This window comes from Maribacter sp. (assembly GCA_020629415.1).
GTDB classification, from domain to species: domain Bacteria; phylum Bacteroidota; class Bacteroidia; order Flavobacteriales; family Flavobacteriaceae; genus Maribacter; species Maribacter huludaoensis.
Genome location: JAHDDL010000003.1, coordinates 115,971 through 141,414, shown reverse-complemented (window position 1 = coordinate 141,414; position 25,444 = coordinate 115,971). Strand labels below are relative to the sequence as shown.

Annotated in this window: 24 protein-coding genes, 1 tRNA gene and 1 pseudogene; 14 read left to right on the top strand and 12 right to left on the bottom strand. The window is 35.6% G+C overall.

Annotated elements, in window-relative coordinates:
* The 3 genes from QZ657_RS02720 to QZ657_RS02710 form a co-directional block, all read left to right on the top strand.
* Nucleotides 1-1,127, top strand: a 1,127-nt coding sequence (locus QZ657_RS02720) for a T9SS type A sorting domain-containing protein (RefSeq protein ID WP_291964820.1), incomplete at its 5' end; no start/stop codon positions are given.
* The gene (locus QZ657_RS02715; protein WP_291964818.1) at nucleotides 1,124-1,792 is read left to right on the top strand and encodes a fibronectin type III domain-containing protein; all 669 of its coding nucleotides are present in this window, start codon (nucleotides 1,124-1,126) and stop codon (nucleotides 1,790-1,792) included. The genes QZ657_RS02720 and QZ657_RS02715, both read left to right, overlap by 4 nt.
* Before the next feature lie 89 nt (nucleotides 1,793-1,881).
* Complete coding sequence (locus QZ657_RS02710) at nucleotides 1,882-2,190, top strand: T9SS type A sorting domain-containing protein (protein ID WP_291964816.1); 309 nt, start codon at nucleotides 1,882-1,884, stop codon at nucleotides 2,188-2,190.
* Nucleotides 2,191-2,246: 56 nt separating this feature from the next.
* Here the strand turns inward: QZ657_RS02710 and QZ657_RS02705 are convergent, their stop codons facing one another.
* Nucleotides 2,247-2,753: a lipocalin family protein gene (locus QZ657_RS02705; RefSeq protein ID WP_291961101.1), complete on the bottom strand. Its 507-nt coding sequence runs from the start codon at nucleotides 2,751-2,753 to the stop codon at nucleotides 2,247-2,249.
* A gap of 92 nt (nucleotides 2,754-2,845) precedes the next feature.
* Nucleotides 2,846-5,475, bottom strand: a pseudogene (locus QZ657_RS02700) (DUF5916 domain-containing protein).
* 246 nt (nucleotides 5,476-5,721) lie between these two features.
* Here QZ657_RS02700 and rplM point away from each other — a divergent pair.
* The 4 genes from rplM (at nucleotide 5,722) to tsf (ending at nucleotide 8,962) form a co-directional block, all read left to right on the top strand.
* A complete protein-coding gene (rplM, locus tag QZ657_RS02695) occupies nucleotides 5,722-6,177 on the top strand; it encodes a 50S ribosomal protein L13 (protein WP_036151839.1) in 456 nt (151 codons plus the stop codon).
* A 1-nt stretch (nucleotide 6,178) separates the two neighbouring features.
* The gene (gene rpsI, locus QZ657_RS02690) at nucleotides 6,179-6,565 is read left to right on the top strand and encodes a 30S ribosomal protein S9 (RefSeq protein WP_076547268.1); all 387 of its coding nucleotides are present in this window, start codon (nucleotides 6,179-6,181) and stop codon (nucleotides 6,563-6,565) included.
* Nucleotides 6,566-6,807: 242 nt separating this feature from the next.
* A complete protein-coding gene (rpsB, locus tag QZ657_RS02685; RefSeq protein WP_276471529.1) occupies nucleotides 6,808-7,926 on the top strand; it encodes a 30S ribosomal protein S2 in 1,119 nt (372 codons plus the stop codon).
* 70 nt (nucleotides 7,927-7,996) lie between these two features.
* Nucleotides 7,997-8,962, top strand: a complete 966-nt coding sequence (gene tsf, locus QZ657_RS02680) for a translation elongation factor Ts (protein WP_291964813.1) — start codon at nucleotides 7,997-7,999, stop codon at nucleotides 8,960-8,962.
* Nucleotides 8,963-9,044: 82 nt separating this feature from the next.
* Here tsf and QZ657_RS02675 read toward each other — a convergent pair whose 3' ends face one another.
* On the bottom strand, nucleotides 9,045-10,916 hold the full coding sequence (locus QZ657_RS02675) for a peptidase M61 (protein ID WP_291964812.1): 1,872 nt from the start codon (nucleotides 10,914-10,916) through the stop codon (nucleotides 9,045-9,047).
* 155 nt (nucleotides 10,917-11,071) lie between these two features.
* On the opposite strand from QZ657_RS02675, the gene pyrH reads away from it, so the two are divergent.
* From pyrH to QZ657_RS02645, 6 genes are all read left to right on the top strand, one after another.
* Nucleotides 11,072-11,779: a UMP kinase gene (gene pyrH / locus QZ657_RS02670; RefSeq protein WP_291964810.1), complete on the top strand. Its 708-nt coding sequence runs from the start codon at nucleotides 11,072-11,074 to the stop codon at nucleotides 11,777-11,779.
* 45 nt (nucleotides 11,780-11,824) lie between these two features.
* On the top strand, nucleotides 11,825-12,379 hold the full coding sequence (gene frr / locus QZ657_RS02665; protein ID WP_276471525.1) for a ribosome recycling factor: 555 nt from the start codon (nucleotides 11,825-11,827) through the stop codon (nucleotides 12,377-12,379).
* Nucleotides 12,380-12,510: 131 nt separating this feature from the next.
* Nucleotides 12,511-14,901, top strand: a complete 2,391-nt coding sequence (locus QZ657_RS02660; protein ID WP_276471524.1) for an efflux RND transporter permease subunit — start codon at nucleotides 12,511-12,513, stop codon at nucleotides 14,899-14,901.
* 90 nt (nucleotides 14,902-14,991) lie between these two features.
* Entirely contained in the window at nucleotides 14,992-16,425 is a 1,434-nt protein-coding gene (asnS, locus tag QZ657_RS02655; RefSeq protein ID WP_291964808.1) for an asparagine--tRNA ligase, read from the top strand.
* 38 nt (nucleotides 16,426-16,463) lie between these two features.
* The gene (gene rpoN, locus QZ657_RS02650; protein ID WP_291961118.1) at nucleotides 16,464-17,921 is read left to right on the top strand and encodes an RNA polymerase factor sigma-54; all 1,458 of its coding nucleotides are present in this window, start codon (nucleotides 16,464-16,466) and stop codon (nucleotides 17,919-17,921) included.
* Complete coding sequence (locus tag QZ657_RS02645; RefSeq protein WP_291964806.1) at nucleotides 17,921-18,526, top strand: hypothetical protein; 606 nt, start codon at nucleotides 17,921-17,923, stop codon at nucleotides 18,524-18,526. The genes rpoN and QZ657_RS02645 overlap by 1 nt, the downstream gene beginning before the upstream one ends.
* On the opposite strand, the gene QZ657_RS02640 is transcribed toward QZ657_RS02645, so the two are convergent.
* The 8 genes from QZ657_RS02640 to QZ657_RS02605 all read right to left on the bottom strand — a co-directional run bounded on the left by QZ657_RS02640 (nucleotide 18,521) and on the right by QZ657_RS02605 (nucleotide 23,674).
* The gene (locus QZ657_RS02640) at nucleotides 18,521-19,189 is read right to left on the bottom strand and encodes a porin family protein (RefSeq protein ID WP_291964803.1); all 669 of its coding nucleotides are present in this window, start codon (nucleotides 19,187-19,189) and stop codon (nucleotides 18,521-18,523) included. The genes QZ657_RS02645 and QZ657_RS02640 overlap by 6 nt on opposite strands.
* Before the next feature lie 77 nt (nucleotides 19,190-19,266).
* Complete coding sequence (locus QZ657_RS02635; protein ID WP_276471519.1) at nucleotides 19,267-19,749, bottom strand: ExbD/TolR family protein; 483 nt, start codon at nucleotides 19,747-19,749, stop codon at nucleotides 19,267-19,269.
* A gap of 22 nt (nucleotides 19,750-19,771) precedes the next feature.
* Complete coding sequence (locus QZ657_RS02630; RefSeq protein ID WP_276471518.1) at nucleotides 19,772-20,395, bottom strand: ExbD/TolR family protein; 624 nt, start codon at nucleotides 20,393-20,395, stop codon at nucleotides 19,772-19,774.
* A 15-nt stretch (nucleotides 20,396-20,410) separates the two neighbouring features.
* The gene (locus QZ657_RS02625; RefSeq protein ID WP_291964801.1) at nucleotides 20,411-20,842 is read right to left on the bottom strand and encodes a hypothetical protein; all 432 of its coding nucleotides are present in this window, start codon (nucleotides 20,840-20,842) and stop codon (nucleotides 20,411-20,413) included.
* A 25-nt stretch (nucleotides 20,843-20,867) separates the two neighbouring features.
* On the bottom strand, nucleotides 20,868-21,617 hold the full coding sequence (locus QZ657_RS02620; RefSeq protein WP_291964799.1) for a MotA/TolQ/ExbB proton channel family protein: 750 nt from the start codon (nucleotides 21,615-21,617) through the stop codon (nucleotides 20,868-20,870).
* Nucleotides 21,618-21,694: 77 nt separating this feature from the next.
* Nucleotides 21,695-21,782: transfer RNA gene (locus QZ657_RS02615), tRNA-Ser, on the bottom strand.
* Between the two features lie 71 nt (nucleotides 21,783-21,853).
* A complete protein-coding gene (locus QZ657_RS02610) occupies nucleotides 21,854-22,879 on the bottom strand; it encodes an asparaginase (protein ID WP_291964825.1) in 1,026 nt (341 codons plus the stop codon).
* 27 nt (nucleotides 22,880-22,906) lie between these two features.
* Nucleotides 22,907-23,674 (bottom strand): TatD family hydrolase, encoded by a 768-nt coding sequence (locus tag QZ657_RS02605; protein WP_291964796.1) that lies wholly within the window; start codon nucleotides 23,672-23,674, stop codon nucleotides 22,907-22,909.
* A gap of 37 nt (nucleotides 23,675-23,711) precedes the next feature.
* On the opposite strand from QZ657_RS02605, the gene QZ657_RS02600 reads away from it, so the two are divergent.
* Nucleotides 23,712-24,161 (top strand): retropepsin-like aspartic protease, encoded by a 450-nt coding sequence (locus QZ657_RS02600; RefSeq protein ID WP_291964794.1) that lies wholly within the window; start codon nucleotides 23,712-23,714, stop codon nucleotides 24,159-24,161.
* A gap of 40 nt (nucleotides 24,162-24,201) precedes the next feature.
* On the opposite strand, the gene odhB is transcribed toward QZ657_RS02600, so the two are convergent.
* Nucleotides 24,202-25,422 (bottom strand): 2-oxoglutarate dehydrogenase complex dihydrolipoyllysine-residue succinyltransferase, encoded by a 1,221-nt coding sequence (gene odhB / locus QZ657_RS02595; RefSeq protein ID WP_291964792.1) that lies wholly within the window; start codon nucleotides 25,420-25,422, stop codon nucleotides 24,202-24,204.
* Nucleotides 25,423-25,444 lie beyond the last annotated feature (22 nt).

Sequence of the window (25,444 nt, the reverse complement as noted above, 5' to 3'; positions counted from 1 at the left end):
ATGCAGATGATGACTGCCCAAATACTCCTACAGGAGATACAGTTGATGAAAATGGTTGCACAGTAACCACAGTAACAGATTCCGACAATGATGGTGTAACAGATGCAGATGATGACTGCCCAAATACTCCTACAGGAGATACAGTTGATGAAAATGGCTGCACAGTGACCACAATAACAGATTCTGACAATGACGGCGTAACAGATGCCGATGATGACTGCCCAAATACTCCTACAGGAGATACAGTTGATGAAAATGGCTGCACAGTGACCACAATAACAGATTCTGACAATGACGGCGTAACAGATGCCGATGACGATTGTCCAAACACCCCTGCAGGTGAGACGGTAGATTCGAGCGGGTGTACGATTTCTGAAAATACACTCCCAGATATTCCAAATGATGGTATTCAAGTAAAAGTAACAAGTACTAGTTGTCCAAATACGGCAAATGGTGAAATCTCTGTTTCTTTCACTGAGGATTACAATTACACGGTTCAAATCACCGGTATGTTACTAGACAACACCTTTGATAACATTAATGCATCAAATGGACTAGTAAGATCAGATCTTTCTTCTGGCTCGTATACGGTTTGTGTAACTATACCAGAGTATCCAATTTATGAGCAATGCTACACAGTAACCATAGAAACCCCCGAAGAATTCATTTCTGGTAAAACGGTAATTGATTACATTTCACAAAAAGCGAGTGTAGTAGTTTCTGGAAGTAAGAATTACCAAGTTGCAGTGAATGACAAGGTATATTCCTTTGAAGTTGATAATATAGCCAATCAGCAATTATCATTTCCGCTAGACAAAGGAGCTAATGTTATTTCTATAGAAACCGATAAAATTTGCCAAGGTGTTTTTAATGATAGTGTTGTAATTAATAATGCTATTTTGTCTCCGAATCCTGTTGCGGATTTATTACGAGTTGAAGGTCTGAACATCATGACCGAAGCACAAATTATAGTATCTAATGTAAGTGGAGTAACCACATTACAAGAAAGCCGACAAATTAATAACGGCACATTAGAAATGAATATTTCTAACTTATCACCCGGTATGTACATGTTAACTATCGTGGAAGGAGATAAAGAAATCAATTTAAAATTTGTTAAAAAATGAGATTAGCTATAAAATTAATTTTAATGGGAATACTTGTTGCGTCATGCGGTGGCAAGAACAATGACAACCCAACACCACCCGAAGAAAAAGAACTGGGCGCATTCAATCTTGTATTCCCCGAGAACAATTTAATATGTACAGAAGGAGAAGATAATGGTACAGATGGGGTAAGCATAGAATTTCAATGGTCGGGATCTACCAATGCAACTTCTTATGAACTAAAAATTACTAATCAAGAAACCAATTCTATAGACACAAGAACTGTAACCACCACATCACTTACTGTTGGTTTGCCTAAAGGCACCCAATTTTCATGGTCAGTAACTGCCATTTTAGGTTCAAAAACACTACCAAGTGATTCATGGAACTTCTATTCAGAAGGCACAAGTACAGAGAACTTTGCTCCTTTTCCTGCAGAAATTAGCGTTTCGGATAATGGTAACGGTTCAGTAACCGTTTCTTGGATAGGTGAAGACTTAGATGACGACTTAGAAAATTATGATGTATATATTGGATCGGGCGAAACTTTAGAATTGATATTAGAAAATACAACATTGCTTAACACCACTTATAACATTACCGCTGGTCAACAGTATGCAATTAAAGTTATTTCAAAAGACAGCAATAACAATTCATCTACCAGCGAAACATTTTTTTCTTTTTAGAAAGTTAAAGTTTATATAAAGCTAGACGAAAATATATCTTTAAAACGTTAGCATATAGCGTACTTCTCTCATGAGGTACGCTATATTTTATGAAAAGGATTTTAATCATTTTAGTTTTTATCATCTTTAACGCTAACCAAGTGGCGGCACAAGATTTTCAAGATGTTAAAGTTTTTCCTAATCCGGCAACCAATGTTATCAATGTACTTGGTCTACAAAATGATGAAAATGCCGCAATAACCATTAGAGATAGTTATGGCAACCAAGTAATTTTTCATCAATGGGAAATTAAAAGAAATTCGCTGAACATTCCTGTTTTCAATCTTAAAAAAGGATTGTATATGATCACCATACGATCTGAACACCAGAATGTAAAAGCCAAATTTTACAAGCAATAAAAAACCCTTACAATTAATGCAAGGGTCATTTTATTTCTATTGTAATTGAATATAGTTTATCGCTTCACAAAAATCAATTGCCCGTCTTCTGAAAAGTTAGGAATATCAAGATCACTTGCATCTAATGTCATTACATCACCGTCAATAGTAACACCTATTGCCACTTCCGCTCCGTTCTCATCTATTGTAGTAACAGTCTTACCGTCAAAAGTATATGTACTTTCGCTTTCATCTGACGCTGTAGGACAAGGAATATCCAAACCAGTAGCAGTAGCGTTAACTTCAATATAGTTTGCAGAGTTAGAAGCGCTTGCCGTTAGGTCTTCATTAAACTGCAGGGTAATAATAAAGCAGTTTTTCTCTGTAAGAAAATCTAATATTTGTTTTCCAAATTTAACATCGTCACTTGCCGTTTCATTATCAATTTCAAGTTCTGTAGCATCCCAAGTACCAACAATTGCAGTACTATTGATTTCCGCTTCATTTTGAATTTCATCTTTATCAGAACTACAGGACAATAGCGTTACTACCACCCCAGCAATTAATAAAATATGCTTATACATTTTTTTGTTTTTTAGTTGTACATTCCTAAAAACGAAAAAAACTCCCAAATATTTCAAAATTGTACAAACGGCCCAATACCACCTCCTACTTATCAAAGAATAAATCTATACGTTGCCTTCAATAAAATGGTATTATCTTTTTTCTGCCCTAGTATTTGACGGTCTAAATTCCTTCCCAAAGTTTCACTAGGGTTTCCTGCCCCTACTACCCCTTGAGACCAAACTAAAAAAACTTCAGAGCCTGGCACATATTCCCATCTAAGTACCAGATTTGACCGAAACTGTACATAAGAAAAATCTGGATTTTCAATTTGATAATCTACCCTACCATCAAAATCTGCATCTATTAAATAAATTTCATCAAGGGTTGATTTTGCAATTTGATTTTCTGAATACATACTTACGCGATCAGCTAAACGCTCAGCGATAGGATTATTTACAAAATTAAAATTGGTATATGTGCCTCTAGAAATGAAAGGCTCACCATAATATTGAATTGATAAATTAGGATTAATACTATAATTAAAACGAATGGATGTACTAAAGGTCTTTTGATCAATATTACCTGTGATATATCTTGCACTGCCATTAAAACTGCTTTCGGTGACATACTGGGTTTTATTGGGATTATCTTCAAATTCAGAGGAAATAGACAGGCTAAAAGCATCAAAAGGCTGGTAGTTCAACCTAAAAACATATCGTGCCAAAGAGAAGTTATTTTCTGCAGCCTGACTGTTAACGTACCCTAAAGTAAAACTTAATTTCTTTCTACTATCGGAACCAAAGAAAAGATAAGCAAAGTTTTCATCTGACCAACGCCAACGTGGTCCGCCACGAAGGACGGTATTTGAAAAAATTCTAGGTTTATGCGCCGCCCCAACCTCTGTCCACCAATTATTTTTATAATTTATGAATCCTTCAAACTGATATTGTATTCTATTGTAATTGCCTTCAAAATCATAGGTAGAATATTGGCTTAATTCTAAGTTTGCCCTCCTATAAAAATTGGTAGGCTTTATAAAAAGTCTACTAACAGAAGTAGTCTGCTTTATTTCATCTGCTTGCCTTAAAAAACCAATATCATTGAGTTCCAATTCCGGAGAACGCCAAATGACACCTCCGTCATATCTCCAATTACCACCGCCTGCCTTACCTAATTCTATTTTACCACCGGTACCTGTTAGCAAGGTTCTAGTATCATCTACTGGAACATGACGTGCATCAACTCTTTGAAAGAGGTGCGTTATGCTATTTTGTGTTCTTGCAATTGCATCTTCACTACCCGTAACGTGACTACCTACAATATTACCTTCAACATAATAGTTTCTATTCTTCCAATTATGTTTAAAATCAAGTCCGCCCGTATAAGCTCCACTTCTTAAAAAATCTAGATTATCTGGTATTTTTCTATTTGTAGCAGTAAATATTCCACCAATAAAAGAATTTCGTTGATTGAAATCTTTCTGTACCCTACCCACTATATAATTTGTTAATGGCTCTACCAGTTCCGATCTTTTATTACCGGAGACATCTTCAATATCTGCGTACATATTACCAGTTACACTTTCCAACAAGCCCAATGACCATCCATTTTTAGTTTTACCAGAAAATTTAGCGGCACCCAAAATTGTACTATTTGTTGGCTGATCAATGAATTCATCTGGTGTCGTCGTTACAAAACCTTGCGGACTTCTTCCTATTCTTCTACTATAAAAAATATTGTCATTACCATCGGCAAACTCATAATCAAAAATATTCTTGTTCTCGATAAAAAAGGTCGTCGCTCCTCAAAAAAGATTTGAAATCCGTCTAAAGCAATAGCTCCGGGATCAGCATCTACTTGACCAAAGTCCGGATTTACGGTTAAATCTAAAGTAAGGTCATTGGTTAAACCAATTTTGGCATCCAAGCCTACGTTTAACCTATAATCACTACCATCGCGAAAAGGATTTCCTTCCTGTGAAGGATAAGCATTATACTGATTTACCAAAAAAGGTTGAATTTCCAATTGCTTTTGTGGCTGAATATCAATGAGTCCTCTAAGTACACCAAATTCACTTACCCAACCTGGAGCATCTAAAGAAACAGGCTGCCAAAGAGAACGTTCTTCTGCCCTAAAAAATCTTCTGTTTAACTGAAGCCCCCAAATCTGTTCTTTTTGTTCCCCAAATTTTAATTGACTGAAGGGAATTTTCATTTCTGCCGTCCAACCTTCGGAATTCACTTTAGATGCCATATACCAAATGGGATTCCAACTGGCATCCCAAAAATCTCCATTTTGCGATATAAACTCATCGCCTTTTACGCCGGCAGCAGAAACGTTAAATGAAAAACCGGTCCTTTTATCATTGTAACTATCAATATTGATCTCTATCCAATCTCCAGAAAAATTATCACGTCTGGCAAGTCTTTTTTCTATTTTAGAAGGAACACTATCATAACAACGAATACCAACGTAAAGAAATTTAGCATCATAGGCAATTTTGAATTTTGTGGCTTGACTTGGTGCCTCTCCGTTGTTAGGGTCAAAAACGGTAAAATCTCCATCCCAAGAAACAGTATCCCAAGCTTTATCAGACAATAAGCCGTCAATTGTAATTTCTTCTTCTACCGGAAGTTGTTTGGTAACATATTCCCTTTGTACCTTTGCCGCATCTTTTTGAGCAAATACTGTCGATATAAATAGCAGAAATAAGATACTTTGGAATATACATTTATTCATAATCGTGTGTTCTTTGGTTGATTGATGGTAATAATGTAGAGACACAAAAGAATTGTAATTGTTACAGAAATAGTAATAAAACCGATAAGTTTAACAGTATCTACATGAAGACAAAGTATTTAGATCTTACATTTATTTAAAAAATGTAAAAAAATAAGAAACAAGTATTTGCAATTCAAGTTAATAATTGTAGATTTGCAGCCCCTTTCTAGGGATTGATTCAAATAATAGTTAAAAATAGCAGTAGTGGATACATTAAGTTATAAGACCGTTTCGGCCAACAGAACAACTGTAAACAAAGAGTGGTTATTGGTAGATGCCGAAGGAGAAACATTAGGACGCATGGCTTCAAAAGTCGCCTATTTGTTAAGAGGAAAGCACAAGCCAAGTTTCACCCCTCATGTTGATTGTGGTGATAATGTTGTTATTATCAACGCAGAGAAAATTGTTCTTACAGGAAACAAGTGGTCTGATAAATCATATATGAGATATACTGGCTATCCAGGTGGTCAACGTACTACTAGTGTAAAACAATTGTTGGACAAAAATCCAGAAGGTATTCTTGAAAAAGCAATAAAAGGAATGTTACCTAAGAACAGATTAGGTGCAGAACTTTTTAGAAACCTTAAAGTTTACGCAGGTACAGAGCACGGTCAGGAAGCTCAAAAGCCTACTGTTGTTAATTTAAAAGACATTAAATAAGATGGAAGTAATTCATAAAATTGGTCGTAGAAAGACCGCTGTAGCTAGAGTATATCTTTCTGATGGTAATGGTGACATAACTATCAACAATAAAGATTTAAGCGTATACTTTCCAACTGCAACACTTCAATACAAAGTAAAACAACCTTTTACATTAACTGAAAGTCTTGATACTTACGACGTAAAAGTAAATGTTTACGGTGGTGGTATCACTGGTCAGGCAGAAGCTATTCGCCTTGCTTTATCTAGAGCAATGTGTGAGATTGATGCTGAAAACAGAACCATCTTAAAGCCAGAAGGTCTATTGACTAGAGATCCAAGAATGGTTGAACGTAAGAAATTCGGTCAGAAGAAAGCACGTAAAAAATTCCAATTCTCGAAACGTTAATTCGAGATTACAAGAGTACCGGGCACCCTTTTTGGGTGCCTATTTTTATATTTTATCACACTGGGAAACCAGATTATTAACAAGTTCATTGAAAGTCCTTTCAGGACAATTAAAAATCCTTTAATTCCTAAAAATTGAAGGTAAGATTAGTTTAGCATCTAAATGATGAAGGCTTCTTGATATTATTATTCGAGATACCACTTTGTTATTGCTAATTCAAAAGAACGTAAACTAAATTTAAAATGGCGAGAGTCGAAGTAAAACAATTATTAGAAGCAGGTGTACATTTTGGTCACCTTACAAGAAAGTGGAATCCGAACATGGCTCCTTACATCTACATGGAGCGTAATGGTATTCACGTAATCAACCTTTACAAAACAGTTGCAAAATTAGACGAGACCAATGAGGCTCTTAGCAAGATTGCGGCATCAGGTAGAAAAATACTTTTCGTAGCTACCAAAAAACAAGCAAAAGATATCGTTGCAGAAAAAGCGGCGGCAGTAAACATGCCTTACATCACAGAAAGATGGCCAGGTGGTATGTTGACCAACTTTGTTACTATCCGTAAAGCTGTTAAGAAAATGGCTTCTATTGATCGTATGAAGAAAGACGGTACTTTCCTTACATTATCTAAAAAAGAAAGATTGCAAGTTGACCGTTTACGTGCAAAATTAGAAAAGAACTTAGGTTCTATTTCTGAAATGACCCGTTTACCAGGTGCTTTGTTCATCGTTGATACAATGAGAGAACACATTGCAGTTAAAGAAGCTCAAAAATTGAACATTCCTATTTTTGCAATGGTAGATACCAACTGTGATCCTAGAGATGTAGATTACCTTATACCTTCTAACGATGATGCATCCAAGTCAATTGACATCATCATGACAGAAGTAACAAATGCAGTTGCCGAAGGTCTTGCTGAACGTAAAGCAGAAAAAGGTGATGCTGCAGAGAAAAAGGAAAAAGCTCCTAAGAAAAAAGCTGTTGCAGAAACGCCAGCTCCATCTCCTGCAAAAGTTGACACCAAGCCGGCACCTATGGTTGACAACGTACCAAACGTTGAAGTAAATGTTGAGGCTACTAAAGAAGCTGTTGCAAACGATACTAAAGCAGACGATTTAACGAAAGTTGAAGGTATTGGACCAAAAGCAGCCGAAGCATTAGTTGCTGCCGGTATAGCTACATTCGCTGACCTTTCTAAAGGCGAAGCTGAAAAAATCAAAGAAATCTTAACAGAAGCAAGTTCTAGAATGGCTCACTTGGATCCAACATCTTGGCCAAAGCAAGCTAAAATGGCTGCAGAGGGTAAGTGGGACGAACTTAAAGAATGGCAAGACAACACCAAAGGTGGTGTAGAATAAGTTATTCTATTTTTGATATAAATAAATCTAAGAACAACCCATTAAAACGGGTATCCTAAAAGAAAATAAAATGGCAAAAATTACCGCCGCAGAAGTAAATAAATTAAGAAAAGCGACTGGCGCTGGAATGATGGATTGTAAAAACGCTTTGGTAGAGGCCGAAGGTGATTTTGACAAAGCAATCGAAGTGCTTCGTAAAAAAGGACAAAAAGTAGCAGCCAAAAGAGCTGACAGAGAATCGTCAGAAGGTGCTGCAATTGCTAAGTTGAATTCTGACCAAACTGTTGGTGTTGCCATAGTACTTGGTTGTGAAACTGACTTCGTTGGTAAAAATGAAAACTTTCTTGCCCTTGCCGATCAGTTAGCTGAAATAGCACTTAACTGTAACTCTAAAGAGGAACTTTTAGCTGCTGATTTTGGAGGTATGACAGTTGCTGAGAAATTAGTTGAGCAAACTGGTGTTATTGGCGAGAAATTAGAAATCACTGCTTTTGAAAAATTAGAAGCACCATACGTTGGTTCTTACGTTCACATTAACAAGATTGCTGCTTTAGTTGGTCTTTCCGCTAAAGTTGATACTGCTGATGTGTTGGCTAAAGACGTTTCTATGCAAGTTGCTTCAATGGGTGCGACTACATTATCTTATAAAGATTTCGACCCTACATTTGTAGCTGCCGAAACAGAAGCTAGAATAGCTGTTATTGAAAAAGACAATGAAGAATTAGGTCGTTTAGGTAAAACACTTAAAAATGTACCTCAGTATATTTCTATGTCACAGTTAACTCCTGAAGTTATGGCTAAAGCAGAAGAAGATGCTAAAGCGCAATTACAAGCTGAAGGTAAACCTGAGAAAATTTGGGATAAAATTCTTCCGGGAAAAATGGAAAGATTCGTATCTGACAATACCACTTTAGATCAAGAGCAGTGTTTATTAGACCAAAACTTCATTAAAGATGAGAAAATCAACGTTGGTAAATATGTTGAATCTCATGGTGATGTTTCTGTTCTAGGTTTTAAACGTGTAACCGTAGGTTAATTACAATACAACTAACTCAATAAAAAACCGTCTTACTGTAAAAAGTAGACGGTTTTTTTATTTTTAAAGTTTAAACTTAATTCTAATTCTTCAACCAAGCATTACGCAGCTTAACAATTTCTTGAGACACCCCTTCCAGAGCAACGACCTTTGTTGCTTTTTTAACAGGTTTACCTACAGGACCTTCTACTGAAATCATTTCCCCATCTCTTTCAACAGTCATAGTGACTACAGTTTCTGCTGTCCAACCAAAACTCTCTCCTATTATAGGTCTAAGACTTTCAAGATTAATGCCTTTACCGTTGATAGTTCTGAAAATATCCCCACCTTTTAATTTTAAGTCATCAAAGAAAGAATTCAACGTTATATTCTTACGAATAAATATTACACTGTCGTTTTGAACATCCACATCCATATAAGGCACTTGTCCATCAAAAAAGTATCCTGTTGCTTCCTCTACCTCTTTTGTAGCTAAACCAACTTTTGCAAAATATTCATCATAATCTATCGGTGTCGTTCCAATAACATGCTTATTAAAGAATGCACCAACTTCTGGGTATGTCATGGAAATTATTTCACCGAATAAAGCAGCATCTTCAAAAGGAACATCTGTACCATATTTTTTAGATAATTCCTTCATTAACCAAAGCATACCTTTCTCCCCATTACTTTTTTCTCTCAAAATAATATCCAAACACATGTTAATCAAAGCACCTTTCTCATAAACGTTAGCATAATTTGTCTCATAAGGCTGCTCCAAAATATTCTTGCTCATTTTCGTAAAAGACATACTATCATCATAAAACTTAGAATTGGTAATTTTACCCAACATGCGCTCGTAAAAATCCTCTTCTGTAATTAGACCTTGCTGAATCTGAAACAAATTGGCAAAGTATTCTGTCGTACCCTCATACATCCATAAATGCTCTGACATTTTAGGGTCGTTAAAATCAAAATACTGAATCTCTTTTGAGTGAACGGATAACGGAGTTACGATATGAAAAAATTCGTGTGAAACCACATCTACCATAGCTTGCTCTAAACGACCAATGTCCATAGCTTCAGGCAAAACAACTACTGTTGATGTATGATGCTCCAATGCACCGTAACCATGAGCGTCAGGCACATTAACATCAGACATATACAATAGAATACTATACTCTTTGGTGCTATCTACATCTCCAAGGAATTTCTTCTGAGCCCCCATCATACTAACCATTCTCTCCTTTAAATCAGAAGCCTTATAAACATTATTTGGCGAATAAACACTTAAGGTTACCGTAATACCATTTATCTCAAAGGTTTCAGTATTCGGTCTTGCATACATAATCGGATTATCTATAACTTCAAAATAACGTTTTGCCGAAAAGGCATCCCATTGAGAATCAGGTTTTCTATCCGTCGTAAAAGCAAGTGATGTAGTAGCGACCAAATCAGCTGGTTTATTTATATTGATAGCGTATGGCACTTCTTTAAAGTTATCAAAATAACCTACGAAACCATGCAGATTGAGCATAAAATTACTGCCTGCGGCAATATTGGTTCCAGCAGGTGAAAATACCGCATCTTCTACATCATTTTCAGTATCATAGGTGTCATTGACCAAATACTCAATTTTATCCAATTGAACAGCGCTTGAAATACTCCAGCTATTGTCATCAAGTTTTGTACTTTCTAACACATTACCTTTATAATCTATAGCCTTAAAAGCTTCAATATACTTTCCGTAATTGTCAGAGCTATATGTTCCAGGTACAGTTTTAGGAATTCTAAATACAACTGTTGATTTACTAAAAGCACCGGGATCTACAATTACCTGCACCTTATCATCAACAATATTGATCAAGTCAATAGAAATAATAACAGGACTTTTTTCAATAGACAATAGCGCTTTACCTGCCCCACATGCATTAAACAACAATGCCAAAACGACAATTAAAACATTTTTTTTCATAAAAAACCTCATATGTGAATATTTAAAAATCAACGTTATCAAAGATAGATAATATGTTATGACAACATCTTAACGATTTATGTTTTGCTTCAACTAATTATTGGCTACGCCCATCAAATATTTTCATTATTTTTGATGGCAAATAAAAAATTAAGATGCACTACAAAAGAATTCTTCTGAAATTAAGCGGTGAAGCCTTAATGGGCGAAAAACAATACGGCATAGACTCTAATCGTCTAAATGAATATGCAGAAGAAATTAAAGAAGTAGTTGATAAAGGTATAGAAGTGGCCATAGTAATTGGCGGCGGTAATATCTTTCGTGGACTAGCAGGTGCAGCAACCGGTATGGACAGGGTTCAAGGTGATCATATGGGTATGTTGGCTACCGTTATAAATGGTTTGGCATTACAAAGTGCCCTAGAAATGAACGGTGTACAGACCAGACTTCAAAGTGCCATTAAAATTAACGAAGTTGCCGAGCCTTTTATCAGAAGACGTGCAATGAGACATTTAGAAAAAGGAAGAGTTGTTATCTTTGGCGGAGGCACAGGTAATCCTTACTTTACTACAGATTCTGCCGCTGTATTACGTGCCATTGAAATTGAAGCGGATGTTATACTAAAAGGAACGCGTGTAGATGGTATTTATACTGCTGATCCGGAAAAAGACAAAAGCGCCACGAAATTTGACAACATCTCTTTCTCAGAGGTGCTTAACAAAGGGCTCAAAGTTATGGATACTACAGCCTTTACACTTAGTCAAGAAAATGAACTACCCATTGTAGTTTTTGATATGAACAAAAAAGGAAACTTATTGAAAATTGTTGACGGACAAAATATTGGTACAACGGTCAACTTATAATTTTCGGTACAGTTTATGTTATTGAGATAATAATATACTTATTATATGGACGAAGAAGTACAATTTGTTTTAGACGCTACAAAAGAAGGCATGAATGCCGCTATAGCGCACTTGGAACGAGAATTTTTGAAGATTAGAGCTGGAAAAGCCAGCCCAACAATGTTATCATCGGTAATGGTCGATTACTACGGGTCACAAACTCCATTATCACAAGTAGCGAATGTGAACACTCCGGACGGTAGAACAATTTCTGTTCAACCATGGGAAAAAAACATGCTTCAAGAAATTGAAAAAGCTATCATGAATGCCAATTTAGGCTTTAACCCAATGAACAATGGTGACATGATCATCATTAACGTTCCACCTTTGACAGAAGAGCGTAGAATTCAACTTACAAAGCAAGCCAAAGCAGAAGCAGAACACGCCAAAGTAGGTGTACGCAGCGCAAGGCAAGATGCTAATAAAGAAATTAAGGATTTAGATATTTCTGAAGATTTTCAAAAAAACGCGACTGCAGATGTTCAAGATCTAACTGATCTATTTACTAAGAAAATTGAAGATTTCTTGGCAAAAAAAGAAGCTGAGATCATGAAAGTCTAATCATAGATATGTTAATTAAGATACAAAGCTACCTCAATTAGGGTAGCTTTATTCTTTTGTAAAAAATTTAAACTTTTCAGTTTAGGAACAGATGTAGGTAATAGTTACCTTTGCGACCTGCAAAAACAGTTATGGTAGCTAAACTTACGAAAGGATTTTGGCCAAAAACGGCAAACATAATTCTACGAAACAGAATCCTGATTTTACTATTGATTACCGGTTTTACGGTATTTATGGGTTGGCAATGGCAATACATGCGATTTTCCAGCTCCCAAACGAACTTACTACCAGATGACCATCCTGTAAATATTCAATATCAAAATTTTCTGAGCAAATTTGGTGAAGAAGGCAATGCAGTTGTTTTTGCAATACGTGATAGCGCTTTGTTCACACCAACCAATTTCAATAGATGGAACAAGCTTAGCAAGCAACTTGCCGCTTTCCCAGAAGTGGAGTTCGTTATTTCAACGGATAACTTAAAAGAACTTATCAAAGATAAAGACAAGCAAGAATTTGTAATGCGCCCACTTATTAACGGCGAACTAAAGTCTAAACAAGAAATAGACAGCATTACCAACCATCTTTTCAATGACGTTCCGTTTTACAATAATCTACTTTACAATAAAGAAAGTAAAACAATTAGAACCATTGTCAATTTAGATAAGGATATTGTAAACACATCGGTACGTAAAGATTTTATTCTTCAGGACATAAACACCTTAGTCAAAAAATTTGAAGAAGAGACCAATTTAGACGTTCATATATCTGGCATGCCGTATGTGAGAACCATGAACTCGCAAAATATTATTGATGAAATAGGAAAATTTATTTTAGCGGCACTAGGTGTTACCTCATTAATTTTCTTTTTCTTTTTCAGAAGTATTAGGGCTACGTTTATTTCAATGTGTGTTGTAATTATTGGTGTAATGTGGGCCTTTGGTCTACTTGGCTTATTACAGTATGAAATAACAGTTCTTACGGCACTTATTCCGCCATTAATTATAGTTATTGGTATTCCCAACTGTATATTCCTGATAAATAAATACCAACAAGAAGTTAAAAAACATGGTAATCAGGCCCTTTCACTGCAACGGGTAATTTCTAAAATTGGAAATGCGACCTTAATGACCAACATTACTACAGCATCTGGTTTTGCAACTTTCATTGTAACGGACAGTACATTGTTGAAGGAATTCGGCATAGTTGCTTCTATTAATATCTTGGGGATATTTGTATTATCGCTATTAATAATACCTATTGTTTATAGCTTTATGCCCCTACCAAAAACAAAGCATTTAAAACATTTGAACAAAAAATGGATCGATGCATTTGTGCAATGGATGGAACGTATTGTGAGACATAGAAGAATTACAGTTTATATTGTATCTATATGTTTGTTGGTGGTTAGTATTATTGGTATTTACCAAATAAGAATATCTGGCAGTCCTATAGAGGACATGCCAAAGAATGCTGAATTTTTTCATGACATTCGCTTTTTTGAAAAAGAGTTCAAAGGTATTATGCCCGTAGAAATTGTGGTAGACACCAAAACACCAAAGGGAGTTTTAAAACCTGTAACTCTTAAACGCATGAATCAGCTTGGAGAGGTCATAGAAGAGATTCCTGAACTTTCTACACCTGTTTCCGTTGTAAACCTGGTTAAATATTCCAAGCAGGCCTTTTACAACGGTATACCAAAATACTACCAATTGCCTACCAGCCAGGAAAACACGTTCATAATGGATGTTGCCCGCAAATCTGGCAATAATGGAGACCTGCTTAAATCATTTGTTGATAGCACCGGGCAAACCGCCAGAATGACAACATTTATGCGAGACGTAAATACCAGCCGCATGGAAGAAATAGAAGAACGCTTACTAGAGAATATTACTAAAATATTCCCGGTAGAACGTTATGAGGTCTATATGACAGGTAGTGCATTGTTATTCCTTAAAGGAACCAAATACTTGGTTAAAAATCTAATCATGTCACTTGCCTTGGCCATTGGTCTAATTGCATTGTTTATGGCATACCTTTTTAGATCATTTAGAATGATCGTAATTTCACTGATTCCCAATTTATTGCCACTTGTCATTACTGCGGGAATTATGGGATTTGTTGGCGTACCTATAAAACCTTCTACTATTCTAGTATTTAGTATAGCCTTTGGTATTTCGGTAGATGATACTATACATTTTCTGGCAAAGTATAGACAAGAACTTACCGCAAACAATTGGCGTATTGAAAAATCAGTATATAATGCATTGAGAGAAACAGGCGTAAGTATGTTTTACACTTCAATAGTATTGTTTTTCGGATTTTCCGTTTTTGTGATATCCAATTTTGGTGGTACGGTTGCCTTAGGTTCATTAGTCTCGGCAACATTGTTATTAGCTATGTTGGCCAACTTAATTTTACTACCTTCCCTGTTGCTATCACTAGAAAAAAGTATAGCCAACAAACAAACACTTAAAAAACCGCAAATAGATATTTTACCTCATGATGAAAACAATAACCAATAATATCTTTTCATCGCAAGTTATATAGCTATTTAAGCCCTCTATTTTTCAACAAAATCCTATATTTGGGACTATAATTTTCAATTCAATATCATGCGTTTAGCAACAATAAAAGAACTACTGGCAAGTAAAAACTTACTACAAGAAACCACTATTAAAGGCTGGGTAAGAACCTTTAGAAGTAATAGATTTATAGCATTGAACGACGGCTCAACACTGAGCACCATACAATGTGTAGTTGATTTTGAAAATTTTGATGAAGAACTATTAAAAAAAATTAATTCGGGAGCTGCTGTAAAAGTAACCGGTACACTTGTTGAAAGTCAAGGACGCGGACAGTCAGTTGAGATACAAGTTAGTGCTCTAGAAGTTTTAGGTGAGGCCGATCCTGAAGAATACCCTATTCAACCAAAAAAACATTCCTTGGAATTTCTTAGGGAAAAAGCACATTTAAGAATACGCACCAATACATTTGCGGCAATTATGCGTGTAAGGTCTACCTTATCTTTTGCCATTCATAACTACTTTAGAGAAAACGGTTTCAACTATTTCCATGCTCCTATTATTACAGGGTCCGATGCTGAAGGAGCAGGTGAAATGTTCAGGGTAACAACACTTGATGAAAAGAATCCGCCTTTGAACGAAGAAGGAGAAGTCAATTATAAAGAAGATTTCTTTGGAAAAGAAACAAACCTAACCGTTTCCGGCCAATTGGAAGCAGAAGCTTACGCAATGGCCTTAGGAAAAGTATATACATTTGGACCAACATTTAGAGCTGAAAATTCAAATACATCTAGACATTTAGCAGAATTTTGGATGATCGAACCTGAAATGGCCTTTTTTGATCTAGATGCCAATATGGATTTAGCAGAAGACTTCATAAAGAGTGTTATTTCTTACACCCTAGAGCATTGTCAAGAAGATTTAGAGTTTCTGGAAAAGAGATTGTTAGACGAAGAAAAAAGTAAGCCACAAGCTCAACGTAGCGAAATGCCTTTAATTGAAAAATTGAAGTTTGTAACAAATAACAATTTCAAAAGAGTCAGTTATACGGAAGCAATAGATATCCTTAAAAACTGCAAGCCCAACAAAAAGAAAAAATTCTCTTATATAATTGAGGAATGGGGTGCTGATCTACAAAGTGAACATGAGCGTTATTTGGTAGAAAAGCATTTTAAATGTCCGGTTATATTATTTGATTACCCAGCAAAAATAAAAGCGTTCTATATGCGCTTGAACGAAGATGGCAAAACGGTTAGAGCCATGGACATCTTATTTCCTGGAATAGGGGAAATTGTAGGTGGATCACAAAGAGAGGAACGTTTAGATGTGCTTAAAGCGAAAGTCAAGGAACTGGGCATTGACGAAAAAGAACTTTGGTGGTATCTAGATTTAAGAAAATTTGGTACTGCAGAGCACAGCGGATTTGGACTTGGTTTTGAACGATTGGTACTTTTTGCTACAGGCATGGGCAATATTAGAGATGTAATACCGTTTCCTAGAACACCGCAAAATGCCGAATTTTAAACGGATTTAATTACTTTTACAAGTACTAGAATATAGTAATGCTGAAACAACACCTTTCATTTAAACTATCTCAAAAGTTATCTCCTCAACAAATTCAATTGATGAAGCTAATTCAATTGCCTACGCAAGCATTTGAACAGCGACTAAAACAGGAATTAGAGGAGAATCCGGCTTTAGAAACCGGCAAAGAGGATGTTGAAAGTACTACTGACGACTATGATGATATTTATGATGACACGGCTGATAATGAGTCCATCAACACAGAAGATATCAATATAGATGACTATTTAAGTGATGATGAAATTCCAGATTATCGCACCAAAGCCAATAATTACAGTTCAGACGATGAGGAAAAGAGTGTTCCTTACGCCGCAGGCACATCGTTCAACCAATATTTATTGAACCAACTGAATACTGTTTATCTTACAGATAACGAATGGAATATTGCAGAGTTCCTAGTTGGTAGTGTTGATGAAAGCGGATATATACGCAGACCTATCGCAGATATTATGGACGATTTGGCCTTCACACAAAACGTGTATACGGATGAGGAAACCATTACCAGAATATTATCAATTGTCCAAGAATTAGATCCTCCAGGTGTTGGAGCTCGATCTTTGGAAGAATGCTTAATAATACAACTTGAACGTAAAGAAATTACGCCAAGTATTGAACTAGCTACTGAAATTCTTAGAAAGTCTTTTGAGCATTTTACTAAAAAGCATTATCAAAAATTAATTCAAAAGCATAATATTACCGAAGCTGAACTAAAAGAAGCCATTGGAGAAATTGAAAAATTAAACCCTAAGCCCGGCGGCTCATATTCCGGTAATAACCGAATTGTTGAGCACGTAGTACCGGATTTTGCCATTAGAATCACTGAAGGAGAACTAGAGCTTACACTTAACGGTAGAAATGCCCCAGAACTACACGTATCCAGAGAGTATAGCAATATGCTTAAAGGGTACAAAGAGGCAAAAGAGAAGTCTAAGTCCCAGAAAGATACCGTGATGTTCATTAAGCAAAAGTTAGATGCTGCAAAATGGTTTATAGATGCTATAAGACAACGTCAGCAGACCTTATACATTACTATGAACTCAATTATGCAATATCAAAAAGAATATTTCTTGACAGGAGATGAGCGCAACCTGAGACCTATGATATTGAAAGATATTGCCGATGAAATTGGTATGGACGTTTCTACGGTTTCTAGGGTTGCCAACAGCAAATACGTGGATACTCCTTATGGCACCAAACTCATTAAAGAATACTTCTCCGAGTCTATGAAGAATGAGCAAGGAGAAGATGTTTCTACTAAAGAGATAAAGAAAATCTTAGAAACCGTTATCCAGAACGAACCTAAGAAAAAACCTCTAACGGATGACAAACTTGCTACCATCTTAAAAGAAAAAGGCTATCCTATTGCAAGGAGAACGGTTGCCAAATACAGAGAGCAACTTAATATTCCCGTAGCACGTATGAGAAAAGAAATTTAATGAAGCTTTTCTCCACTATAATCTCATATATCCTACACCCCCTTTTCATACCTATTGGTGGTACAGTTGCATACTTTCTTATAACGCCCAAATATACCCCACTAGAAATACAGAGTGCCAGCATTCTACCTATTTTCATCTTAACGGTTATTATTCCTATCATCACTTTTTTTATTTTAAGAAATCTAGGTCTGGTAGAATCCCTCTCACTACATACGATACAAGAAAGAAAATATCCGCTCTACATTCACGCTTCTATTCTTCTTTTAATCCTTTATAAAGTCATTCCTAATAATTATGTTAGTGAGCTATACTTTTATTTTACAGGACTTCTAGGAGCTACTATAGCGTGTATATTATTACTATTTTTTAATTTTAAAGCAAGTCTACATACCGTTGGTGTTAGTGGCCTCTTAATGTATTTGATTAATTTAAGCATACATTTTGAAATCAATCTGATCATAGCGATCAGCTTTTTCATTTTAGCTACAGGAAGTATCATAACCGCTAGATTAGCCCTAAAAGCTCACACAGGTATAGAAGTAATAATTGGTCTCTTAATTGGGCTTTTATCACAATTATTGACCGTAAGGTTCTGGTTATAGAATATAAAAAATAAGTCCTATCCGCAATGGTCGATATTGTAGTACCTCTCCATTAACCGAAGCAGAACCGTTGAACAACTCTGTTAAGGAATAGTATGCGTTAATATTGAAAGTATTATAACCAAAACTAAAGGTAAGACCATACTGAAATTCATTAAGGTCTGTATTCTTAAATCCACTACTAATGTCCCCTAAATCATATTTTGATCGCGCACCTAACACATACGCTGCTTTAATACCTCCATATAAACGCCAAAACTTATATTCTTCTGCGGTAGAGTTACGCCATCTAAATTCTAAAGGAAATTCCAATAAACGTGTTTCTAACTTACTTCTGGTAATATCATCGTTTATACTATAAGAAATAGTTTCACCGGAAATATCTGCGACCAAATTTGAGTAATAACTATTCAACGCCAAACCTACTCCTATACCAATAGCCTTCGTTCCTGTACGATTTAAAGGAATATCTTTTATTATACCAGCTTGCAGACCATAGGATAAATTACGTTGATTAGAACCCTCAGGATGATTCAATATAAAATTATAGGACAACCCCAGATAAAACTGATCCTCTAAATATCTCTTATAAACAACACTATCGTTAGCAACTTGAGCATTGGTATAAAGAGTACTTAATAAAAATAAAATAACAATACGCATGAAGTAAAGTTAATGAAATAAAAAACGCTTCAAATAAATTTGAAGCGTTTTGAAAATGTGATATTCTACTTAACTAACTATTGTAGATTATTGAAAGCATCACCTTCATAGGTAGTATAATTTACCTTTAAGGCATTTACTTTTCTTAACTCTTGTTTAATATCGGATATCAATCCCATATTTGCATTCTTATCAACCTTAAGTGCTGTAGTCAATACATTTTGAATTTCCTGAGGCTTTTTAGCTCTTTCCATTAAAATATAATCACCAACTTCTGAAGGACTAGCGAATTTATCGTTCAATTGAATTTTTGGCTCAGACCCAAACGTTTTCTCAAATTCCTTTGTTGGCTTCCCAACATAAATATAGATAACACGATCTTTCTTTTCCAACTTCTTAACTTCACTAGCATTTGGAAGTACGTTTTCAACTTTCAAGGAACTATCCTTCATAACGGTTACCGTCATAAAGAAAAACAAAAGCATAAATACAATGTCAGGAAGGGAAGCTGTTGATACCGCTGGTACCTCTCCATCTTTTTTCTTTGCAAATTTTGACATAGTGTTACTTTTAATTTATTAATTATTCGCTTGAAGTTTCAGCTTCAGATAACTTCTGAGGAAACAAACCTTGTATTCTAGTCACCTTCTCCTTTAGTTCTTCCTTTACGGAATCCTCAGTTTCAGGGTTCAAATACTCAGCTTCCATTTCTACATAATCTTTGCCGAATAAACGCTTAGCTTCTCTATTTCTAAGATCGTTGTATGCACCTACTAGTTCATTCTGAACTGTTATGTACGTACTGTATTTTGTTTCACGATCATTTTTCAAAGAGATAATTGCTTTTGTCGGGTTATCCGAAGATTCAGCATCACGCTTACCTTTACAGTAGTTACAGTAATCAGGACTTCCTGATGGTGCTCCACCGTTATCTAAAAACGCAATTGCTTTTTCACGCAATTTATCTATTGAAAGAATCTCATCTTCCACCAACAATTGACCATTTCGGTTAATATTCACCGTAAAAATGTTCTTTTGTTTAATAATTGGTGGCGCTTCAGTAGGTGGCTCCATTGGCGGCAACATACGATCCAATCCTGCATCAGTTTCAATAGTAGTAGTTACCAAGAAAAAGATAAGTAAAAGGAAAGCTATGTCTGCCATTGAACCCGCACTTACTTCTGGTGCTCCTGCTCTTCTAGCCATAGTTTTCTATTTTTTTTATTTACTAAACATGTTTTTAACAGCTGGTATAACTAAAGATAATACAGCGATTATAGTAAGGATAAAAAATACATTCAATCCCATTCCTATATTCTTAATAGTACCCTCATCTGTCATAGCGGCGTACTCAGGATCAACATCCGTTCCACTAGCCAAAACATAAGAAACCCCAACTACTAATAAAAAACCACCAACAACGAACAACGTCTTTTTAAGACCTTGAGGGTTAGAAAAAAGGTTTTTTAATGTAAACACTAAACTTACTACAACAGCTATCCCTAATAAAAGATAAGTAATAATAAACATTGTGTTCATAGCTCCACTTTGAGCAGCTTCAGCTGCTGGCATATCTGAACTTGGCAATAAATACCATAGTATAGCACTTAATACACCTATAGCAATTAATGCTATTTTAATAATTTTTTGCATAATTTTTAGGTATTAAAAGTGATACTTATTTTTTGTGATCTACCAACATATCGATCAATGTAATAGAAGAATCTTCCATATCATTAACGATGCTATCAATTTTAGCGATAATGTAGTTATAGAAAATTTGAAGGATAATTGCCGTAATAAGACCGAATACCGTTGTTAATAATGCAACCTGAATATCACCTGCAATAAGAGATGCACTTAAGTTACCAACAGCTGCAATCTTTTGGAATGCCTGAATCATACCAATTACCGTACCCATGAAACCAAGCATTGGTGCAATAGCGATAAATAAAGACAACCAAGAAACATTTTTCTCTAATTGACCCATTTGAACTCCACCGTAAGAAACTACAGCTTTCTCAGCAGATTCAATGCTCTCACCAGCTCTATCCAAACCTTGGTAGTAGATAGAAGCAACAGGACCTTTTGTATTTCTACAAACCTCTTTTGCAGCTTCAACACCACCAGATGCCAATGCGTCTTCAACTTGTTGTTTCAACTTAGTAGAATTTGTACTTGCCATGTTCAAATAAATAATTCTTTCAATAGCAACTGCAAGACCAAGGATTAAACACAAAAGAACGATACCCATGAAACCGGCACCACCTGTAATAAACATTTCTTTTAAAACTTGAGTGAATCCTTTTTCCGCTTCAGCTCCTCCTTCTTGAACTAGCAAAGCTACTGCTGCTACTTTTGCACTTACAATATTTGTACCTGCTACAAATGCCCCAGCGACTGCTAGGCTTGGGAATAATTTTTTCATTTTTTCAAACTTAAATTAGTTAGTTAATAGGGTTAAAGATAAAAAAAAAACAATATAAAAAAAGTAAAACTTACTTGCAGAGAGGAAGGGATTCGAACCCTCGATACCCTTTTGGGGTATACACACTTTCCAGGCGTGCGCCTTCGACCACTCGGCCACCTCTCTAAGATACCTTTTTTAAGGGTGGGCAAATAACAAAAAAAATATTGGTTTAAGAAATTAAAGCACTGTTAAATTTACAGCATCTCTCCGCGTAAAGAAGTTTCAAAAACAGTTTTGAACAATTCATGGGAGACACCACTGCCTAGTAAGTACATTGCCTTTGTAATGGCAGCCTCGGTTGTAATATCCTTACCATTAATCACTTGCATTTGTTTTAACCTGGAACTTGTCTCATAGTGCCCCATCATAACCGCGCCACCAGAACACTGTGTAACGTTGATTATATGTACACCTGCTTTTATAGCATTATTTAATTTCTTAAGAAACCATTCTTCCATAGGCGCATTTCCAGAACCATATGTCTCCAAAATCAACGCTTTTAAATTTTCAGCGTTTAAAATTGCATCAATAACATTTTTATTAATTCCTGGAAAAATTTTTAAAATTGCCACATTATCGTCCATATTTCTATGGGATTTTAGCTTTAATTTTCTTTTTTGTGGCAATAAATATTCCTCATAAACGGTCAAATGCACTCCAGATTCAATCAAATGAGGATAGTTTAATGAGGCAAACGCCTGAAATTGCTCTGCATTTATCTTAGTAGTTCTATTGCCACGGTACAATTTATATTCAAAATAAAGCCCTACTTCCTGAACAACCGGCTTACCATTTTTATATAATGCTGCAATTTGTATTGCTGTTATCAAATTTTCTTTTGCATCGGTCCTTAAATCTCCTATAGGCAATTGAGACCCTGTAAATATCACCGGCTTAGAAAGATTTTCAAGCAAAAAACTCAACGCAGAGGCCGTATAGCTCATGGTATCACTACCATGTAATACCACAAACCCATCATAATCTTGATATTTTCCTGAAATTATATCTGCAATAGCCACCCAATGTGTGGGGTTCATATTAGATGAATCTATGGGGTGATCGAACGAAAAACTAGATATCGTACAATCTAATTGATTAAGCTCTGGTATATTTCTCATTAATTGCGAAAAATCGAAAGCTTTTAAAGCGCCAGAAGTATAATCTTTCATCATACCTATAGTACCGCCTGTATAAATCAATAAAATATTTCTTTTATCTATACCCAAAACAACATTTTATTATAATTATTAAATTCCGAAAACCTCTTTGGAATTCTCTGTTGTAAGCAAAGCTATTTCCTCATTTGAAACACTATGAATATCCGCTAATTTTTCTAGAACATTAACAATATATGCACTTTCATTTCTTTTACCCCTGTAAGGTGTAGGTGCCAAGTAGGGCGCATCAGTTTCTAAAACTATATGTTTTAAATCTATATGTTTTAGAAAAGTATCTATTTTACCATTCTTAAAAGTTACAACCCCACCAATACCTAACTTCATATTATATGAAATTGCTTTTTCTGCCTGCTCAAATGTACCCGTAAAGCAATGAAAAATTCCTCTTAAATTATCCCCTTTCTCCTCCTCTAGTATTTCAAACACCTCATCAAAAGCTTCCCGACAATGAATAACAATAGGCAATTTATGCTTCTTCGCTATTTGTATTTGCTTTCTAAAAGCAATTTGCTGTTCTTTTAAATACTTCTTTTCCCAATAAAGGTCAATTCCTATTTCACCAATGGCATAATACGTATGCTTATTTAACATTTCTTCTACATGGGCCAACTCTTCTTCAAAATTGTCTTTCACATGCGTGGGATGCAAACCTGTCATTAAAAACATATACCCCGGAAAATCTTTCTCTAGTGCCAACATACTTTCTGTATACGTAGAATCTATAGCAGGAATAAAAAACCGTTTTACGCCTAAATCAATTGCTTTCTGTACAGCTTCTCCTCGGTCATCATCAAAAGCTTCACTATATAAATGGGTATGTGTATCTGTTATAATCATGCCGCAAAAATAGGCTTATCTTTGAAAAAAATGAATTATGACAACCCTCAAAAAATTTTTGAAGGATAAAAATTACGTACGCATTCCCTTAGTTTTGACTACGACCGATCACTTTGAAATTTATGCCGAAATAAATTCTGTTAAAGGACGATTTATATTGGACACCGGAGCATCTAATACCTGTATAGGTTTAGATCGTATTGCGCATTTTAACTTAATTTCAGAAGAATCTATAATTAAAGCGGCGGGTGCGGGCGCCACCAATATGGAAACATTGGTATCCAAAAAGAATACGATAAATTTAAATTCCTGGAAATTTAAAAAACTGGAAATTGTATTATTTGACCTGAAGCATGTGAACGAAGCACTTACGGCACATAATGCAGAACCTGTTGACGGAATTATAGGAGCAGACATTCTAAAAAAATCCAAGGCCATTATTGACTATGATAAAAAATGTATTTATCTAAAAAAGAAAAAGCGTTGAGATTACTCAACGCTTTTTACTTTATTCTAATTTTAGAAAATTACATTTCCAAAGCTTTCTTAACGTTATTGTCCATTAATATTTCTTCTGGATTTTCTATTGCTTCTTTGATTGCCACCAAGAACCCTACAGATTCTTTGCCATCAATAATTCGGTGATCATATGACAATGCAACATACATAATTGGTGCTATCGCAATAGCTCCGTCACGTGCAATTGGTCTTTCTACAATATTATGCATACCTAAAATAGCACTTTGTGGCGGGTTGATAATTGGCGTAGACAACATAGAACCAAATACACCACCATTAGTGATCGTAAATGTACCACCCGTCATTTCATCTACGGTAATTTCACCTTCACGAGCTCTGATCGCCAATCTTTTTACCTCAGCTTCAACACCTCTAAATGTTAAGTTTTCAGCATTACGGATTACAGGAACCATTAATCCTTTTGGTCCCGATACCGCAATACTAATATCACAGAAATCATAAGAAATCATTTCCTTACCATCAATCATAGAATTAACGGCAGGATACATTTCTAGAGCCCTAACTACGGCTTTAGTAAAGAAGGACATAAATCCTAACCCTACACCATGCTTACTTTTAAAATCCTCTTTATACTTATTTCTAAGTTCAAATACAGCACTCATATCCACTTCGTTAAAAGTGGTCAACATAGCCGTTTCATTTTTTGCGGATACTAATCGCTCAGCAACTTTTCTACGTAACATAGAAAGTTTTGAACGGGACTCACCACGGCTTCCACCAGTTGGCGACCCCATTGAAGGTACTGCATTTACAGCATCTTCCTTGGTAATTCTGCCATCACGGCCAGAACCGGATACAGATGTACTGTCTACACCTTTTTCATCCAATATTTTCTTGGCTGCAGGCGAAGGAACACCTGAAGCATAAGTTTCTTTAGCTTGAACTGGCTGTGGAGCTTTTTCAGTTTTAGAGGCTTCTTTTTTCTCTTCCTTCGGAGCACTTGTTGCACCAGAATCACCTTCTGGTTTTGCTGCACTTGTGTCAATTAAACAAACAACGGCACCAACGGCAACAGCATCGCCCTCTTCTGCTTTTAATGTAATTGTACCACTAACTTCTGCAGGCAATTCTAAAGTAGCTTTATCCGAATCTACCTCAGCAATTGCTTGATCTTTTTCTACATAATCCCCATCTTCAACTAACCATTCCGCTATCTCTACCTCTGTGATAGACTCTCCCGGCGAAGGGACTTTCATTTCTAGAATCATTCTTTCTATAATTTGATATGTT

Coding starts and splice junctions, on each gene's coding strand:
- QZ657_RS02645 (WP_291964806.1), top strand. CDS start 17,921: ATGAAGCTTTTCTCCACTATAATCTCATATATCCTACACCCCCTTTTC.
- QZ657_RS02625 (WP_291964801.1), bottom strand. CDS start 20,842: ATGCAAAAAATTATTAAAATAGCATTAATTGCTATAGGTGTATTAAGT.
- QZ657_RS02710 (WP_291964816.1), top strand. CDS start 1,882: ATGAAAAGGATTTTAATCATTTTAGTTTTTATCATCTTTAACGCTAAC.
- rpoN (WP_291961118.1), top strand. CDS start 16,464: ATGCTGAAACAACACCTTTCATTTAAACTATCTCAAAAGTTATCTCCT.
- QZ657_RS02675 (WP_291964812.1), bottom strand. CDS start 10,916: ATGAAAAAAAATGTTTTAATTGTCGTTTTGGCATTGTTGTTTAATGCA.
- odhB (WP_291964792.1), bottom strand. CDS start 25,422: ATGATTCTAGAAATGAAAGTCCCTTCGCCGGGAGAGTCTATCACAGAG.
- QZ657_RS02705 (WP_291961101.1), bottom strand. CDS start 2,753: ATGTATAAGCATATTTTATTAATTGCTGGGGTGGTAGTAACGCTATTG.
- frr (WP_276471525.1), top strand. CDS start 11,825: ATGGACGAAGAAGTACAATTTGTTTTAGACGCTACAAAAGAAGGCATG.
- QZ657_RS02715 (WP_291964818.1), top strand. CDS start 1,124: ATGAGATTAGCTATAAAATTAATTTTAATGGGAATACTTGTTGCGTCA.
- asnS (WP_291964808.1), top strand. CDS start 14,992: ATGCGTTTAGCAACAATAAAAGAACTACTGGCAAGTAAAAACTTACTA.
- QZ657_RS02605 (WP_291964796.1), bottom strand. CDS start 23,674: ATGATTATAACAGATACACATACCCATTTATATAGTGAAGCTTTTGAT.
- tsf (WP_291964813.1), top strand. CDS start 7,997: ATGGCAAAAATTACCGCCGCAGAAGTAAATAAATTAAGAAAAGCGACT.
- rpsI (WP_076547268.1), top strand. CDS start 6,179: ATGGAAGTAATTCATAAAATTGGTCGTAGAAAGACCGCTGTAGCTAGA.
- QZ657_RS02640 (WP_291964803.1), bottom strand. CDS start 19,189: ATGCGTATTGTTATTTTATTTTTATTAAGTACTCTTTATACCAATGCT.
- rpsB (WP_276471529.1), top strand. CDS start 6,808: ATGGCGAGAGTCGAAGTAAAACAATTATTAGAAGCAGGTGTACATTTT.
- pyrH (WP_291964810.1), top strand. CDS start 11,072: ATGCACTACAAAAGAATTCTTCTGAAATTAAGCGGTGAAGCCTTAATG.
- QZ657_RS02635 (WP_276471519.1), bottom strand. CDS start 19,749: ATGTCAAAATTTGCAAAGAAAAAAGATGGAGAGGTACCAGCGGTATCA.
- QZ657_RS02620 (WP_291964799.1), bottom strand. CDS start 21,617: ATGAAAAAATTATTCCCAAGCCTAGCAGTCGCTGGGGCATTTGTAGCA.
- QZ657_RS02630 (WP_276471518.1), bottom strand. CDS start 20,395: ATGGCTAGAAGAGCAGGAGCACCAGAAGTAAGTGCGGGTTCAATGGCA.
- QZ657_RS02600 (WP_291964794.1), top strand. CDS start 23,712: ATGACAACCCTCAAAAAATTTTTGAAGGATAAAAATTACGTACGCATT.
- QZ657_RS02660 (WP_276471524.1), top strand. CDS start 12,511: ATGGTAGCTAAACTTACGAAAGGATTTTGGCCAAAAACGGCAAACATA.